The 17,755-nt window shown below is 56.1% G+C and carries 12 protein-coding genes; 11 read left to right on the forward strand and 1 reads right to left on the reverse strand.

Features of this window, described 5'->3' with window-relative positions; all coding sequences use genetic code 11:
* Nucleotides 1–94 precede the first annotated feature (94 nt).
* From KGP17_RS09495 to KGP17_RS09545, 11 genes are all read left to right on the forward strand, one after another.
* Nucleotides 95–3,562 carry a DNA translocase FtsK 4TM domain-containing protein gene (locus KGP17_RS09495; RefSeq protein ID WP_223499221.1) on the forward strand — a complete coding sequence of 1,156 codons (3,468 nt, stop codon included), beginning with the start codon at nt 95–97 and terminating at the stop codon, nt 3,560–3,562.
* Between the two features lie 185 nt (nt 3,563–3,747).
* Nucleotides 3,748–4,359, forward strand: a complete 612-nt coding sequence (gene lolA / locus KGP17_RS09500; protein WP_024529867.1) for an outer membrane lipoprotein chaperone LolA — start codon at nt 3,748–3,750, stop codon at nt 4,357–4,359.
* Nucleotides 4,360–4,366: 7 nt separating this feature from the next.
* Complete coding sequence (locus KGP17_RS09505; RefSeq protein WP_059200383.1) at nt 4,367–5,710, forward strand: replication-associated recombination protein A; 1,344 nt, start codon at nt 4,367–4,369, stop codon at nt 5,708–5,710.
* Nucleotides 5,711–5,818: 108 nt separating this feature from the next.
* Nucleotides 5,819–7,111 (forward strand): serine--tRNA ligase, encoded by a 1,293-nt coding sequence (gene serS, locus KGP17_RS09510; protein ID WP_115159637.1) that lies wholly within the window; start codon nt 5,819–5,821, stop codon nt 7,109–7,111.
* 261 nt (nt 7,112–7,372) lie between these two features.
* Nucleotides 7,373–9,823 (forward strand): selenate/tellurate reductase subunit YnfE, encoded by a 2,451-nt coding sequence (gene ynfE / locus KGP17_RS09515; RefSeq protein WP_115159638.1) that lies wholly within the window; start codon nt 7,373–7,375, stop codon nt 9,821–9,823.
* Between the two features lie 211 nt (nt 9,824–10,034).
* On the forward strand, nt 10,035–12,485 hold the full coding sequence (gene dmsA, locus KGP17_RS09520) for a dimethylsulfoxide reductase subunit A (RefSeq protein ID WP_223499222.1): 2,451 nt from the start codon (nt 10,035–10,037) through the stop codon (nt 12,483–12,485).
* A 10-nt stretch (nt 12,486–12,495) separates the two neighbouring features.
* Entirely contained in the window at nt 12,496–13,113 is a 618-nt protein-coding gene (locus tag KGP17_RS09525; RefSeq protein WP_021804936.1) for a DMSO/selenate family reductase complex B subunit, read from the forward strand.
* A 1-nt stretch (nt 13,114) separates the two neighbouring features.
* Entirely contained in the window at nt 13,115–13,975 is an 861-nt protein-coding gene (locus KGP17_RS09530; protein ID WP_094982381.1) for a DmsC/YnfH family molybdoenzyme membrane anchor subunit, read from the forward strand.
* A gap of 48 nt (nt 13,976–14,023) precedes the next feature.
* Entirely contained in the window at nt 14,024–14,632 is a 609-nt protein-coding gene (gene dmsD / locus KGP17_RS09535) for a Tat proofreading chaperone DmsD (RefSeq protein ID WP_021804934.1), read from the forward strand.
* Complete coding sequence (napF, locus tag KGP17_RS09540; protein ID WP_059200388.1) at nt 14,632–15,198, forward strand: ferredoxin-type protein NapF; 567 nt, start codon at nt 14,632–14,634, stop codon at nt 15,196–15,198. Before dmsD ends, napF begins: the two co-directional genes overlap by 1 nt.
* 121 nt (nt 15,199–15,319) lie before the next feature.
* The gene (locus tag KGP17_RS09545; RefSeq protein ID WP_179247828.1) at nt 15,320–16,465 is read left to right on the forward strand and encodes an MFS transporter; all 1,146 of its coding nucleotides are present in this window, start codon (nt 15,320–15,322) and stop codon (nt 16,463–16,465) included.
* Nucleotides 16,466–16,783: 318 nt separating this feature from the next.
* Here the strand turns inward: KGP17_RS09545 and pflA are convergent, their stop codons facing one another.
* Nucleotides 16,784–17,524, reverse strand: a complete 741-nt coding sequence (pflA, locus tag KGP17_RS09550) for a pyruvate formate lyase 1-activating protein (protein WP_024484611.1) — start codon at nt 17,522–17,524, stop codon at nt 16,784–16,786.
* Nucleotides 17,525–17,755 lie beyond the last annotated feature (231 nt).

Consider the following 17,755-nt stretch of genomic DNA (forward strand, 5'->3'; position numbering starts at 1 on the left):
TCGTTACACTCCTGTTTATTCATACAGTTTTGGCGCCGGGGAAACTTCTCGGCGCCGTTACTCTATCCGTCAACAGGAACCTGGAGTGCCTTTCTTGAGCCAGGAATACACAGAAGATAAAGAAGTTACCCTGAAAAAACTCAGCAGTGGGCGACGTTTGCTCGAGGCTGTGTTGATCGTGGTGGCAATTTTTGCCGTTTACCTTATGGCTGCATTGGTCAGTTTCAATCCTTCCGATCCTAGTTGGTCGCAAACTGCCTGGCATGAGCCTATCCACAATCTGGGCGGCGGGGTAGGCGCATGGTTGGCCGACACGTTGTTCTTCACCTTTGGGGTCCTTGCCTATGCGATCCCACCGATTATGCTGGTGTTGTGCCTGTCTGGTTACCGTCGGCGCGATAACGGCGATTACGTCGATTTCTTTGGGCTCTCGTTACGTTTGATCGGCACATTGGCGCTGGTGCTTACCTCGTGTGGCCTGGCGGCGTTGAACGTTGACGATCTCTATTACTTCGCTTCCGGCGGGGTGATTGGCAGCCTGCTAAGCAATGCCATGTTGCCGTGGTTTAACGGCATTGGCGCCACTTTGGCGCTGCTCGGCATTTGGGCAGTGGGGCTAACGCTGTTCACCGGTTGGTCATGGCTGGTGATTGCGGAAAAAATTGGTGGTGTCGTGCTGGGCGCCGCTACCTTTATGACTAACCGTTCACGCCGTGAAGACCGCTATCACGACGATGACGATGTCGTGTTCGACGATCGCGAAGAAAGCGGCCAACCTGTGGCACCTGCTGCTCTGGCAGTAGATGAGGACGACGCGTTGTTCTCTGCCTCTTCCGTGACCGAAACCGCCGAAGAAGCAGCGCAAGATGCCGCAGATCCTTTATTAAGTGGGTTGCGTGCCAGCGATGATGACCTCCCGCTTGCCGAGCCAGCGCCGGTCGTTACTGATATCCCGGTAATGCCGAAAGCGGCCGTTCAGGCTCCGGTCACCGTTGCCCCGACAGCGCCTGCTTCCATCAATCAGCATCCATTAACCCCTGCGCAGCCACAAGACACGCCGCCGCTGTATTCGTTTGAACTGCCTGAAGAGACACCGGCACCGAGAACGACGCGCGTAACTGAGCCTTATCGTGAGGAACATGAGCCGCGCCTGGGTGACTGGCAGACCCCCGTTACGCCAAAACCAGAGCCGTCACCGTTTGATTTCTCTGCGGCTCAGCGCGATAGCGACGATGTTATTGGCTCAACGGGTTTCAGCGCCAGAGAGGTAGTGAAGCCAGCGGCGGTTGCCGCAGCCACAGCAACCGCTGGCGCGGTGAACAACACCTTCATGCCTGCGTTTACAGCCACCAGTGATGCGAGCTCGCAGATCAAGCAGGGCATCGGCCCGGAACTGCCACGGCCAAATCCGGTGCGTATTCCAACCCGGCGTGAGCTGGCCTCCTACGGCATCAAGCTGCCTTCGCAGCGGATCGCGGAGCAGGAGCAGCGCAACCGTGGGGATGAACCTCAGCCAGAACCGTTCAGCAACCCGCAGGAAGAAGATGAAGTCCTGCAAGAAGCTGCATTGCGTCAAGCCTTTGCCGAACAGCAAAGCCAGCGCTATGGCGAAGAGTATTCGCAAGAACAACAAGATGACGAAGATGCGCAGCGTGAGGCCGAACTCGGTCAGGCATTTGCCGCGCAGCAACAGGCTCGCTATGGCGTAGAAGAACCGCAGCCTCAACCAGAACCGGCTCCGGTAACTCGCCCGGTGGATACCCGCCAGGCCTACAGTTTCTCACCGATGGCGGATCTGGTGGATGACGGCCCAACCGAGCCGCTGTTTACCTTGTCGCCACAGCTTGAAGATAGCATCGAGCTGGAAAGCGAGTTGGAAGACGATGTGCCGTTCGGGCAGTTTGAGCCTGAGGTGCCCGCTTATCAGGCGCCGCGTCCGCAAACTAACCCTGCGCCTGGTTACCAGCCGCAACAGACTTATCAGCCACCCGTTCAGCAGCAACCGCCAGCACCAGCGATGGACAGCCTGATCCATCCATTCCTGATGCGTAATGATATGCCGCTGCAGAAACCGACTACGCCACTGCCAACGCTGGATCTGTTGACCGAGGCCCCGAAAGAGGTCGAACCGGTCGATACCTTTGCGCTGGAACAGAAAGCGCGGCTGGTGGAAGCCAGCCTGGCGGATTACCGCGTCAAGGCCGACGTGGTCGATATTCTGCCTGGCCCGGTCATTACCCGCTTCGAACTGGATTTGGCTCCTGGCGTCAAGGCCGCGCGTATCTCCAACCTGTCGCGCGATCTGGCCCGCTCATTGTCAACTTCCGCCGTGCGTGTGGTGGAGGTGATCCCGGGTAAGCCATACGTCGGCCTGGAACTGCCGAACGTCAAACGGCAAACCGTGTATCTGCGCGAAGTGCTGGATTGCCCAGCCTTCCGCGACAACCCATCGCCTCTGGCGATCGTATTGGGTAAAGATATCGCGGGTCAGCCGGTGGTCGCCGATCTGGGTAAAATGCCGCATCTGCTGGTGGCCGGTACCACCGGTTCCGGTAAGTCGGTTGGGGTCAACGCCATGATCCTCAGCATCCTGTATAAGGCCACGCCGAAAGAAGTGCGCTTTATCATGATCGACCCGAAAATGCTGGAACTGTCGGTCTACGAAGGCATCCCACACCTGCTGACCGATGTGGTTACCGACATGAAAGACGCCGCCAATGCATTGCGTTGGTGCGTGGCAGAGATGGAGCGCCGCTATAAGCTGATGTCTGCCCTGGGAGTTCGTAACCTGGCAGGCTACAACGAGCGAGTCGATCAGGCCGAGGCGATGGGGCGGCCAATCCCGGATCCGTTCTGGAAGCCAAGCGACAGCATGGATATCACGCCGCCGGTGTTGGAAAAAGAGCCGTACATCGTGGTGATGGTGGATGAATTTGCCGATCTGATCATGACGGTGGGCAAAAAGGTTGAAGAGCTGATCGCCCGCCTGGCGCAGAAAGCGCGTGCTGCGGGGATCCACCTGGTGCTGGCAACCCAGCGTCCTTCGGTGGACGTTATCACCGGTTTGATCAAGGCCAACATCCCGACGCGTATCGCCTTTACCGTATCGAGCAAGATCGACTCCCGCACCATTCTCGATCAGGGCGGAGCGGAATCCTTGCTGGGGATGGGTGACATGCTGTATCTGGCGCCGAATTCTTCAATACCGGTGCGTGTGCACGGGGCGTTTGTCCGCGATCAGGAAGTTCATGCCGTGGTCAAAGACTGGAAAGCGCGTGAGCGGCCGCAGTATAAAGAGGGTATTCTCAGCGCCGGTGAAGACGGTGAGGGTGGCGCAGGCGGTGGTCTGGACGGTGACGAAGAGCTGGATCCGCTGTTCGATCAGGCGGTCGAGTTTGTGGTGGATAAACGCCGCGCTTCGATTTCCGGTGTACAGCGTCAGTTCCGCATCGGCTACAACCGCGCCGCGCGTATCATCGAACAGATGGAAGCGCAGGGCATTGTCAGCGAGCAGGGGCATAACGGGAACCGTGAGGTACTTGCCCCGCCACGGCATGATTGATTGCCTTCAGGCGCTGTAACCATCATAAAAGGGCCGCTTTGCGGCCCTTGTGCAAAGAAGCGTAAACCCCTGCTTTATCGGAATCGTGCTCTGGCTGTCGGCCGAGCGCTTCGGGTAGAGTGGAGGTGTTCAGGGTTATATTGACCCAGCTTGCGGTAAACGCATTTCATAAGGTAGCTGAAATAATGAAAAAACTGTTGATGGCCTGTTGTCTGCTTTCGGGATTCGCGTCTACTTCCGTGTTGGCGGATGCTGCGCAAGATTTGCAAAGTCGTCTGGCGAAAGTAAACAGTTTCCATGCCAGCTTCTCCCAATCTGTCACCAGTAGTGACGGCGCTGCTGTGCAGCAAGGGGAAGGCGAATTATGGGTAAAACGCCCCAATCTGTTTAACTGGCACATGACCTCGCCGGATGAGAGCGTGCTGGTTTCGGACGGCGAGACCCTGTGGTTCTACAACCCGTTCGTCGAGCAGGTGACGGCCACCTGGCTGAAGAACGCCACTGGCAATACGCCCTTTATGCTGATCACCCGTAACGATGCTAACGACTGGAAAAAATACAACGTGAAGCAGAAGGGCGATGATTTTGAACTGACGCCAAAGGCCAGCAGCGGTAATCTGAAGCAGTTTGCCATCACCGTGACCAATAGCGGCACCATCAAGAGCTTTGCTGCGGTTGAGCAAGATGGCCAGCGCAGCGCTTATCAGTTGAAGAGCCAGCAGAGCAGCAGCGTTGATGCTGCCAAATTCAAATTTACCCCACCGAAGGGGGTGACGCTGGACGACCAGCGCCAGTGAGGTCTACGTGAGCAACATGTCACTCGATTTTTCCCATAATGAGTTCCAGCCACTGGCCGCGCGTATGCGGCCAACCACGTTGGCACAATACATTGGCCAGCAGCATTTGCTGGCCCCGGGCAAGCCGTTGCCACGCGCCATCGAGGCTGGGCAGTTGCACTCTATGATCCTGTGGGGGCCGCCGGGAACCGGGAAAACGACGCTGGCAGAGTTGATTGGCCGCTATGGCCGGGCCGATGTTGAGCGCATCTCAGCGGTAACCTCCGGCATCAAGGAGATCCGCGAAGCTATCGAGCGCGCCCGGCAAAACCGCGATGCAGGCCGCCGCACCATCCTGTTTGTTGACGAAGTCCACCGCTTCAATAAAAGCCAGCAGGATGCCTTCCTGCCACATATCGAAGACGGCACCATTACCTTCATCGGCGCCACCACGGAAAACCCCTCCTTTGAGCTGAACTCGGCGTTGCTGTCCCGCGCGCGGGTCTATCTGCTCAAAGCGCTGACGGCGGACGACATCGGCCAAGTGCTGGATCAGGCCATGGAAGACAAGGCACGAGGTTTTGGCGATCAAAACATCGCGCTGCCGCCGGAAACCAAGCGCATGCTGTCAGAACTGGTGGGTGGCGATGCCCGCCGCGCCTTGAACAGCCTGGAGATGATGGCCGATATGGCGGAAATCGACGGCAAAGGCATGCGGGTATTAACCCCGGAGCTGCTCAAAGAGGTCTCCGGTGAACGCAGCGCGCGCTTCGATAACAAAGGCGATCGCTATTACGATCTGATTTCAGCGCTGCATAAATCCGTGCGTGGCTCGGCACCGGATGCCGCCTTGTACTGGTATGCACGTATTATTACTGCTGGTGGCGATCCTCTATATGTGGCGCGCCGCCTGTTGGCCATTGCCTCTGAAGACGTTGGCAACGCCGATCCACGCGGAATGCAGGTGGCCATTGCCGCCTGGGATTGCTTCACCCGCGTTGGCCCTGCGGAAGGGGAACGCGCTATTGCACAGGCGATCGTTTATCTGGCCTGTGCGCCAAAAAGCAACGCCGTCTATACCGCCTTTAAAGCCGCCATGCGTGATGCCAAAGAGATGGCGGACTATGACGTGCCGGAGCATCTGCGTAACGCACCGACCAAGCTGATGAAAGAAATGGGTCTGGGCGCAGAATACCGCTATGCCCATGACGAACCCAACGCCTACGCGGCCGGAGAGAGCTATTTCCCGGCGGAAATGGCCACCACGCGCTACTATCATCCAACCTCGCGCGGGCTGGAAGGCAAAATCGGTGAAAAGTTGGCATGGCTGGCTGAGCAGGATCAAAATAGCCAGACAAAACGCTACCGCTAGCGTTGCCGTTGCGGTAAGGTTAGCGGGTATCACACTTCTTTTATGCGGCTATACCGTTGCGGCATAAAACACAATTTCTCTTTCAATAACAACAAGCACAGGATTAGCATGCTCGATCCCAATCTGCTGCGTAATGAGCTAGACGCAGTCGCCGTAAAACTGGCTCGCAGAGGCTTTAAACTCGATCTGGATCTGCTGCGTTCGCAAGAAGAGCGCCGTAAGGTTCTGCAGGTAGAAACTGAAACACTGCAGGCAGAACGTAACTCCCGATCGAAATCCATCGGCGCGGCCAAAGCGCGCGGTGAAGATATCGAGCCACTGCGTCGCGAAGTGAACGAACTGGGTGACAAGCTGGATGCTGCCAAGGCCGCACTGGATAAGCTGCAGAACGAGATCCGTGATTACGCGTTGGTGATGCCGAACGTGCCGGACGATGCGGTGCCGGATGGCAAAGACGATAGCGAAAACCTGGAAATCTGCCGCTGGGGCGAACCGCGTCAGTACGATTTCCCGGTACGCGATCACGTTGAGCTGGGCGAAATGGCCGGTGGGCTGGACTTTGCCGCAGCGGTGAAACTGACCGGTGCGCGCTTTGTGGTAATGAAAGGTCAAATGGCTCGTATGCACCGTGCGTTGGCCCAGTTCATGCTGGATCTGCACACGCAACAACACGGCTATCTGGAAACCTACGTGCCCTATCTGGTGAACCATGCCACGCTGTACGGGACTGGCCAGTTACCGAAGTTTGGTGAAGATCTGTTCCATACCAAACCGCTGGAAGAAGAATCTGAAAGCAGCAACTATGCGCTGATCCCAACTGCGGAAGTGCCAGTCACCAACCTGGTGCGTGACGAGATCCTCGATGAAGAAGATCTGCCACTGAAGATGACCGCGCATACACCATGCTTCCGTTCAGAAGCCGGTTCTTACGGGCGTGACACCCGTGGCCTGATCCGTATGCACCAGTTCGACAAGGTCGAAATGGTCCAGATCGTGCGCCCAGAAGACTCGATGAATGCGCTGGAAGAGTTGACCGGCCATGCGGAGAAAGTGCTGCAGCTGCTGAACCTGCCATATCGTAAAGTGCTGCTGTGCACCGGTGATATCGGTTTTGGTTCCTGTAAAACCTACGATCTGGAAGTGTGGCTGCCTGCGCAGAACACCTATCGCGAGATCTCTTCCTGCTCCAATATGGGAGATTTCCAGGCTCGTCGTATGCAGGCTCGTTGCCGCAGCAAGACCGAGAAGAAGCCACGCCTGGTGCACACGCTGAACGGCTCTGGTTTGGCCGTAGGCCGTACTCTGGTTGCCGTGCTGGAAAACTACCAGCAGGCAGATGGCCGTATTCAGGTGCCAGAAGCATTGCGCCCTTACATGGGCGGCCTGGAATATATCGGTTAACCCACCTCACGGTGGTAACGAAATAGTGTATCGAAAGCGCCTACGGGCGCTTTTTTTGTATGAATGTTTTTTATTTACGAATGAAAGCACCATTTATTGATAGCAGACAAAGTTTCTTACCTCCTTGTGAGTAATATCCTTATCTATGGAGGGGGAATTATTTTTCCACATCAAACCACCCAGCACTAATTCAGCTTCCTCCTGTCTCTGCCGACCAAGGCATGACTTTTCCCGTTGTTCGGGCAAGACCTGGAGTGAGCTATGTCGAAGCAAAAATCTGCAACATCATCCAACGGTATCAGCCGCCGTACGCTAATGAAATCCGGCACGGTAGCGGGTTTGACCCTGGCTGCTGGCGGTTTTTCGTTGCCTTTTAGCCGTCATGCCGTGGCAGAAACGGTCGGCACCGCGGTACAACCCGTGCCGCAGGATAAAGTGGTGTGGGGAGCTTGCTCGGTTAACTGTGGCAGTCGATGCGCCTTGCGGCTGCACGTGCGCGATGATGAAGTTTACTGGGTGGAAACCGACAACACGGGCGATGATGTTTACGGCAACCACCAGGTGCGTGCCTGTCTGCGTGGCCGCTCCATGCGGCGGCGCATGAACCATCCGGAACGACTGAATTACCCGATGAAACGCGTCGGCAAACGTGGCGAAGGCAAATTCAAACGCATCAGTTGGGAAGAGGCTTACAGCGAAATTGCCGCCAACCTGCAACGTATCGTCGCCAAATACGGCAATGAAGCGGTTTATATCAACTACACCTCCGGCATTGTCGGCGGCAATATTACCCGTTCTTCACCCTATGCCTCGCTGGTCGCCCGCCTGATGAACTGTTACGGCGGTTTTCTCAGCCACTATGGCACCTACAGTACTGCCCAGATCGCCTGCGCCATGCCTTATACCTACGGCAGCAATGAAGGTAACAGTACCTCTGATATCGAAAACAGTAAGCTGGTGGTGCTGTTCGGCAACAATCCGGCGGAAACCCGCATGAGTGGCGGTGGTATCACCTACTTTCTGGAGCAGGCACGGGAACGTTCAAACGCGCGCATGATCGTCATCGATCCGCGTTATACGGATACGGCTGCTGGGCGAGAAGATGAGTGGATCCCGATCCGGCCAGGCACTGATGCCGCATTGGTCGCCGGATTGGCGCATGTGTTGATCAGCGAGGATTTGGTCGACCAACCGTTCCTGGATAATTACTGCGTGGGTTACGATGAAAAAACCTTACCCGCCGGTGCACCTGCCAACGGTCATTACAAGGCCTATATTCTGGGGCAGGGCGAGGACGGTGTTGAGAAAACTCCCCAGTGGGCATCGCAAATCACCGGCATTCCGGCCGAGCGCATCATCAAGCTGGCACGTGAGATTGGCAGTGCCAAACCGGCCTATATCTCTCAAGGTTGGGGGCCACAGCGCCAGGCAAATGGTGAGCTCACCTCGCGGGCCATTGCCATGCTACCTATCCTGACCGGCAACGTAGGGATTAACGGCGGTAACAGCGGTGCGCGTGAATCAACCTATACCATCACCATAGAGCGGATGCCGGTGCTGGAAAATCCGGTAAAAACGCAGATTTCCTGCTTCAGTTGGACCGATGCCATCGCCCGTGGCCCGGAAATGACCGCCAAACGTGATGGGGTACGCGGCAAAGACAAGTTGGACGTGCCGATCAAGTTCATCTGGAACTATGCCGGTAACACCATTACCAACCAGCACTCCGATATCAACAAAACCCACGACATTCTGCAGGATGACTCCCAGTGTGAAATGATCGTGGTGCTGGAAAACTTTATGACCTCTTCGGCGAAATACGCCGATATTTTGCTGCCGGATCTGATGACGGTCGAGCAGGAGGACATCATCCCGAACGATTATGCCGGCAATATGGGCTACCTGATTTTTATCCAGCCGGCCACTTCTGCCAAGTTTGAGCGTAAACCTATCTATGAAGTGATGAGCGAGGTGGCGCGTCGCCTTGGGCCTGAGGTACACCAAAAATTTACCGAAGGGCGCACCCAGGAGCAGTGGCTGCAATACCTGTACGCCAAAATGCTGGCGAAGGACCCGCAGCTACCTTCCTATGAAGCCTTGCGCAGCATGGGGATTTACAAGCGTAAAGACCCGAATGGGCACTTTGTGGCCTATAAAAAATTCCGTGACGATCCCGTAGCTAACCCGTTGAAAACGCCTTCAGGCAAGATCGAGATCTATTCTGCCAAGTTGGCAGAGATCGCCAACAGTTGGGAGCTGGAGAAGGACGAGACCATCAGCCCGCTGCCGGTCTACGCCTCAACCTTTGAAGGTTGGGATGATCCGTTGCGTAACACCTACCCGCTGCAAATGTTCGGTTTCCACTATAAGGCCCGGACCCACTCCAGCTACGGCAATATCGATGTGCTGCAGGCGGCTTGCCCGCAGGAAGTCTGGATTAACCCGCTGGATGCCAGCCAGCGCGGCATTGCCAGCGGCGAAACGGTGCGGGTATTCAATGGCCGTGGCGAAGTTCGCGTGGCCGCCAAGGTGACACCGCGCATCATGCCAGGCGTGGTAGCTATGGGGCAAGGAGCCTGGCATCAGGCCAACATGAACGGCGATCGTATCGATCACGGTGCCTGCATGAATACGCTCACCACCCACCGGCCATCGCCGCTGGCGAAAGGTAACCCGCAGCATACCAATCTGATCGAGATCGAAAAGGTATGAAATAATAATCATTATCAACAATGGCAGTGATATCAACTATTTATTGATTGTGAACAAGGTGGAACTACCTATTTAGGAGGATAGTTCCACCTAGAGCAGGTCAAAATAAAAAAACCATTACCTGCCATTTTAAAACCGATCTGCGTAGTTGATTGCAGATTTTCCTGTAGCCATACCCCTGGCTGATTGAAGCAACCCAGAGCGAAATATTATGAGCGAGTCCCCCAAAAAACCTCTAACCGGCTTTCAGTGTTCCAGACGAAAGCTGGTCAAAAATAGTGCCATTGGCGGGCTTGCCCTTGCCGTTGGTGGCGTTTCCCTGCCTTTCAGCCGTCGTGCCAACGCTGAAACCTCTCCGACATCCGCCCTTGCCAAACCCGAAGAAAAAGTGGTGTGGAGTGCTTGTACGGTAAACTGCGGTAGCCGTTGTCCCCTGCGGATGCATGTGGTCGACGGTATGATCAAATATGTCGAAACTGATAATACTGGCAACGATGAGTACCAAGAGTTGCATCAGGTTCGTGCCTGCCTGCGTGGGCGCTCAATGCGCCGCCGCGTGTATAACCCGGACCGCCTGAAGTACCCCATGCTCCGCGTGGGCAAGCGGGGCGAAGGAAAATTCAAGCAGATAAGCTGGGATGAAGCCTACCAGCTTATCGCTGACAACATGAAGCGCATCATCAAAGACTATGGCAATGAAGCCATCTATTTGAACTACGGCACCGGCACCTTGGGGGGCACAATAACCCGCTCTTGGCCACCGGGCTCTACGTTGATCGCGCGTCTGATGAACTGTTGCGGCGGCTATCTGAACCACTATGGTGACTACAGCACCGCGCAGATCGCCATGGGGCTGAATTATACCTATGGCGGTTGGGCGGACGGTAACAGCCCGACGGACATCGAAAACAGCAAGCTGGTGGTGCTGTTCGGCAATAACCCAGGCGAAACCCGCATGAGCGGCGGTGGGGTCACCTACCTGCTGGAGCAGGCGCGTGAGCGTTCGAATGCGCGCATGATTGTGATCGATCCGCGCTACACCGATACCGCTGCCGGTAGGGAAGACGAGTGGATCCCGATTCGTCCTGGCACCGATGCGGCACTGGTTGCCGGGTTGGCGCATGTGTTAATCAGCGAGAACTTGGTCGATCAGCCGTTCCTGGATAAATACTGCGTGGGTTACGACGAAAAAACCTTACCTGCGGGGGCTCCAGCTAATGGGCACTATAAGGCCTATATCCTGGGCCAAGGTGAAGACGGCATTGAGAAAACGCCTGCCTGGGCCTCAAAAATTACCGGTATCCCGGCCGATCGCATCGTCAAACTGGCGCGCGAAATTGGCAGTACCAAACCGGCGTTCATTTCCCAAGGTTGGGGGCCGCAACGCCATGCCAACGGTGAATTGACCTCACGCGCCATCGCCATGTTGCCGATCCTCACCGGTAACGTCGGGATCCATGGCGGTAACACGGGGGCGCGCGAAGGCTCCTACGGCCTGCCGTTTGTTCGGATGCCGACCTTGGAGAATCCGGTTAAAACCAGCATCTCCATGTTTATGTGGACCGATGCCATTCTGCGTGGGCCGGAAATGACCGCCAAGCGTGACGGCGTGCAGGGCAAGGACAAGTTGGACGTGCCGATCAAGTTTATCTGGAACTATGCCAGTAACTGTCTGATCAACCAGCACTCAGAAATCAACCGTACCCATGACATTCTGCAAGACGAGAAGAAGTGCGAGATGATCGTGGTAATCGATAACCACATGACCTCGTCGGCGAAATATGCCGATCTGGTGCTGCCAGATTGCACCGCCTCTGAGCAGATGGACTTTTGCCTGGATGCCTCAAGCGGCAATATGGGCTACGTCATCTTCGCCGATCAGGCGATCAAGCCGCAGTTTGAATGTAAGAACATTTATGAAATGACCAGCGAGATCGCCCGGCGTATGGGGGTTGAGCAGGCCTTCACCGAGGGGCGGACTCAGGAAGAGTGGCTGCGTCACCTTTATCAGCAATCCCGCGAAGCCATTCCGGCGCTACCGGAGTTTGAACAGTTCCTCAAGCAAGGGATCTTCAAGCAGCGCGATCCCGATGGTCACCATGTGGCTTACAAAGCATTCCGGGCCGATCCGCAAGCTAATCCACTGAAAACGCCTTCAGGCAAGATCGAGATCTATTCTGCCCAATTGGCAGAGCTGGCAGCGACTTGGGAATTATCCAAGGACGACGTTATCGATCCGCTGCCAGTGTATGCGGCCGGTTTCGAAAGCCTCGACGATCCGTTAAGCGGCAAGTATCCATTGCAGATGACCGGTTTCCACTACAAGGCCAGAACCCACTCTACCTATGGCAACGTCGACGTGCTGAAGGCCGCTTGCCGCCAGGAGATGTGGATCAACCCGATTGATGCGCAATCCCGCGGCATAGCCAACGGAGACCTGATCCGTATTTACAACGATCGGGGTGAGGTACGTATTAATGCCAAGGTGACGCCGCGCATGTTGCCGGGCGTGGTAGCAATGGGCGAAGGAGCATGGTATGCGCCAGATGGTAGCCGTATCGATCATGCTGGCAGTATCAACGTCTTGACCACCCAGCGGCCGTCGCCGCTGGCCAAGGGCAATCCTTCTCACACCAATCTGGTCCAGGTCGCCAAACTTTAAGGAGTAGCTGATGACTACGCAATATGGATTCTACATTGATTCAAGTCGTTGCACCGGCTGCAAAACCTGCGAGCTGGCCTGCAAAGACTATAAAAACCTGACCCCGGACGTCAGCTTCCGCCGCATCTACGAGTATGCCGGGGGCGACTGGCAGCAGGACGGCGATAGCTGGCACCAGAACGTGTTTGCCTATTACCTGTCGATCGCCTGTAACCACTGCGAAGACCCGGCCTGTACCAAAGTGTGCCCAAGTGGCGCCATGCACAAGCGGGAAGACGGCTTTGTGGTGGTGAACGAAGAGATATGTATCGGTTGCCGCTACTGCCATATGGCTTGCCCATACGGCGCACCGCAGTACAACGAAGCGAAAGGCCACATGACCAAGTGCGATGGCTGCTACGAACGCGTCGCCGTTGGCCAAAAGCCGATTTGTGTCGAGTCCTGCCCGCTGCGTGCCCTGGACTTTGGTCCGATCGACGAACTGCGTAAACAACATGGCACCCTGGCGCAAGTGGCACCGTTACCGGCCGCGCATTTCACCAAACCGTGCATCGTACTGAAACCTAACGCCAACAGCCGCCCGAGTGGTGACACTACCGGCCATCTGGCTAATCCGAAGGAGGTTTAAAATGGGAACGGGATGGCATGAATGGCCGCTGATGGTGTTCACCGTATTAGGGCAGTTTGTGGTGGGCGGCGTCATCGTAATGGGGCTGGCGTTGATCGCCGGTAATCTGACCGATCGCCAGAGCAAGGCGGTACACGGTTCTATGTTTTTCCTGTGGTTGCTGATGGGGATCGCCTTTATCGCCTCCGTGATGCACCTGGGGACGCCGATCAGGGCCTTTAACTCGCTCAATCGCATCGGTGAGTCGGCGTTGAGTAATGAAATCGCCAGCGGTTCGGTATTCTTTGCGGTTGGTGGCCTCTATTGGCTGCTGGCCGTGTTGAAAAAAATGCCGCCGGCGCTGGGTAAAGCCTGGCTGGTGCTTACCATGGTGCTAGGCCTGCTGTTTGTCTACGCCATGACGCGTGTCTACCAGATTGATACCGTACCGACTTGGCACAACGGTTACACCACGCTGAACTTCTTCCTGTCGGTGTTTATCGGCGGGCCGCTGTTGGGCGTGTTGCTGCTGCGGGCCGCCGGTCTGCAAGTGGCTGGTCGTGGTCAACTGATGATGATCAGCGTGCTGGCGCTGCTGCTTAGCCTGTGCTCGGCGCTGTTGCAGGGCAGTGAGTTGGCGACCATCAGCAGCTCGGTACAGCAGGCGTCGGCGCTGATCCCGGAATACGGTCAACTGATGGTATGGCGGCTGGTATTGCTGGTTCTCGGCCTGGGTTGCTGGATTTGCCCGCAGTTGCGCCGTGGTAACGCCAGTGTCATGGGGTTGATCTTGGGCTTTGTGTTAGTCTTTGCCGGTGAGTTGATTGGCCGTGGCGTGTTCTACGGCCTGCATATGACCGTTGGCATGGCCGTGGCTGGCTAACGTTAATCTGGGCGCGGCCTAGCTGCGCCCCTGGAGAAGCCCCAAGTTATGATGCTTGAAAAAATTGCCCTGACTGGCCGTGTGCTAGGTGTTTTATTGTATGCCCCACCGGAGAGCAAAGAGTGCCAGCCTTTACTGGACTCCCTGGCCGACCCGCAGTGGTTGACCGAATGGCCTTATGAAGGCGCTCAAGAGGCAGCAGCCCTGATTGCGGAAGGTTTGACTGGAAACCAGCCAGAGACGCTGTCAGAAGCTTATCAACGCCTGTTTGTTGGCCCGCATACGCTGGTTGCTCCGCCTTGGGGCTCGGTCTATCTGGATAGAGAGAGCGTGCTGTTTGGTGATTCGACGCTGCGCCTGCGCCAATGGCTGCGGGTGAACGGTATCGAAGCCCAGCGCGACCAGAATGAACCGGAAGACCATATTGGCACTTTGCTGATGATGGCGGCCTGGTTGGCCGAAGAAAAGCAGCACAAAATGATTTCCGGGCTGATTGCGCTGCACATTCTTCCGTGGGCTCCGCGTTATCTGGAGCTGCTGCAGCAACATGCCGGACATCCGTTCTATCAAGGTGTGGCTCAGCTGGCACAAATCACGCTGGCAGCCTGGGCGGAAGAGTGCCCGTCACCGGTGCCGAGCCTGGAGCTGTATTTCTAATGAACAACGACCAGCAGTTATCTGCGCAAGGCAATAGCCGCCGCCGGTTGCTGACTGGTTGGCTGGATCGTAGTAAAGCCTTGCCGGAACAGGATACGCCTTCTGTGACATTGCCTGCGGTGGCTCGTCCACCTCAGGCTTTGCCGGAGGCGTTGTTCAGCGCGTTGTGCAACGGCTGTGGCGGTTGCGTGAGCAGTTGCCCGTACGGTTTATTGAACCTCGAGCAAGGCAAGCCGGTATTGAGCATCGATTTCACCGAGTGTGATGTCTGCCGCAAATGCACCGCCGCCTGCCAAACCGGGGCGCTGCGTGACAAAATGCCCTGCGACACGCTGCTGCGCCCGCAAATCAGCCATAGCTGCCTGGGGCGCCAGGACAGTTGCCGGATGTGTACCATCAACTGCCCGCAACAGGCTTTATCCTTCCAGCTTTCTGAAAACGGTGCCCGCCAATTGCAGTGTGACGATACGCTGTGTAATGGCTGCGGGCTGTGCAAGCTATCCTGCTTTCACGGGCATATTTCCCTGGCAGCTTCGGGTGAAAAATCGTTGCCGGAACAGCTATAAAGCCAGTTTTAACCCGTTGTTAAACATATTGTGCGATCGCCCGTTAACCGCCGATTGACTTTTTTATCGCCAGTGGCATGATGCGCGCACTCTACTCTGTCTGTTCGGTTTCAATTTCACTATGTCCGCATATTCTCGCCCAGTGCTTATGTTGCTCTGCGGCCTATTGCTGCTTACGGTTTCCATCGCCGTTTTGAACACTTTGGTTCCCCTCTGGTTAACCCATGCTCAATTGCCAACCTGGCAAGTGGGAGTGGTCAGTTCGTCTTACTTTACCGGGAACCTGATGGGAACGCTGGTGGCGGGCAAACTGATCAAGCGGATTGGCTTTACCCGCAGCTATCATCTTGCCTGTCTGGTCTTTGCCTTCGCTACCGTGGGTATGGTGCTGTCGCTGGACTTCTGGAGCTGGATCGGCTGGCGCTTCTTTGCCGGGGTAGGGTGTGCCTGGATTTGGGTGATCGTTGAAAGCGCGCTGTTGCGCAGCGGTAATTTGAGTAACCGTGGCCAACTGTTGGCGGCGTATATGATAGTTTACTACCTCGGTACGGTTGCGGGGCAGTTGCTGCTAAGCAGTGTTTCAACCGAGCTGCTGGATGTGGTGCCGTGGGTGACCGCCGTTGTTATGGCCGCTATGTTGCCGATGCTGTTTGCGCGGGTTAATAACCAAGATGACGAGCCACAGCAGGCCTCAATCTGGCAGATGTTTAAACGTCGTGACGCCCGGTTGGGCATCAACGGCTGTATTATCTCGGGGATCGTGCTGGGCTCGCTGTACGGCCTGATGCCGCTGTATTTAAACCATCAGGGGATGAGTGATGCCAACGTGGGTTACTGGATGGCGCTGCTGGTCAGTTCCGGCATCGTGGGTCAGTGGCCTATAGGGCGTTTGGCCGATCGCTATGGCCGCCTGTTGGTGCTGCGCATTCAGGTGTTCGTGGTGATCCTTGCCAGCATCGCGATGCTGGGTAACTATGCAATGGCTCCGGCGCTGTTTATTCTGGGCTGTGCTGGTTTTACCTTATACCCGGTGGCGATGTCCTGGGCCTGCGAAAAGGTGCTGCCGCATCAGTTGGTGGCGATGAACCAGACATTGTTGATGAGCTATACCGTCGGCAGCTTGCTAGGGCCCGCGATGACGTCGATGCTGATGCAGAGCTACTCCGATCGGCTGCTGTTTGTGATGATTGCGGGGGTGGCGTTGGTTTATTTGATGATGCTGCTGAAGAAACCTGACCATCACCACACCCCGTTGGCTGCGGCCTGACCCCTCACCCCAACCCTCTCCCACAGGGAGAGGGAGCTGATTCGGCGCCGTTTTGGGGCCTGAGTCATTCTGTGACAGACTAAGGTCATTAGAGCCGGAGTTTGGTGCGAGAGTAAATGTATGGGATTTCACCCGAAGGAATAGGGAGCTGATTCGGCGCTGCAGTCAGGTGCAGAAGTCAGTCTGTGGCCCGTTTCCATCCCCCAAATGAGAGAGAGGGGCGACTCGGTGTTGAAGTTAGGTATATGAGTTAAGCTGTGGCACGTTCGGTCCCCTCTCCCTGTGGGAGAGGGTTAGGGTGAGGGGCATCTGGGGAGCTTAATAGATCACTTTGTGGCCGTAGCTTTCCAGGATCCCCTTCACGCGATCCATGGTGTCGGCCTTAGGCGGATGAACGCCGTCCAACTTGTACTCTTCACCCATCGCGATCCATTTGTGCTTGCCCAGTTCGTGGTAAGGCAACAGCTCGATCTTCTCGATATTGGTCATATCCTTGGTGAACTCACCGAGCAGATGCGTCGATTTATCATCATCAGACCAGCCCGGCACCACCACGTAGCGGATCCAGGTGCGTTGATTACGCTTGGCAAGATAACGGGCAAACTCCAGCGTGCGATGGTTGGAAACTCCCACCAGGTTCTGGTGAATATCGTCATTCATCTGTTTCAGATCGAGCATCACCAGATCGGTGGTATCCAGCAGCTCATCGATCACCGGGTCGTAACGGCGGACAAAACCGTTGGTGTCCAGACAGGTGCTGATCCCTTCCTTGTGACAGGCGCGGAACCAGTCGCGAACAAATTCGGCCTGCAGGATCGCTTCGCCGCCGGACGCCGTTACGCCGCCGCCGGAAGCGTTCATAAAGTGACGGTAGGCCACGGTATCAGTCATCAGCTCTTCAACCGTGACCTCCTTGCCGCCGTGGGTGTCCCAGGTATCGCGGTTATGGCAGTACAGGCAGCGCATCAGGCAACCCTGGAAGAACACGATAAAGCGGATACCAGGGCCATCAACGGTGCCACAGGATTCGAAAGAGTGGATGCGGCCTTTCAAGGACATTGCGGGTTTCTCCAAAATCGACTGTCAAACGCAGTCTACAATAGGCTGGTAACCGCCAGGCAGGGATCAACGATGTGGCGAAAAAAGGCGCCAGGTAAAACGATTCCTGTTGGCCGGTTACGTACCGGTTCACTGTTTTGCCAGATATCCATGCAGTATATACCCATCACAGGCTAATCAGCAGCGTAGATACCTGGCAAAACAGACTCAAGACCAGAGTCAGGGGGGACT

It is taken from the genome of Serratia sp. JSRIV001 (assembly GCF_019968745.1).
GTDB lineage: Bacteria > Pseudomonadota > Gammaproteobacteria > Enterobacterales > Enterobacteriaceae > Chania > Chania fonticola_B.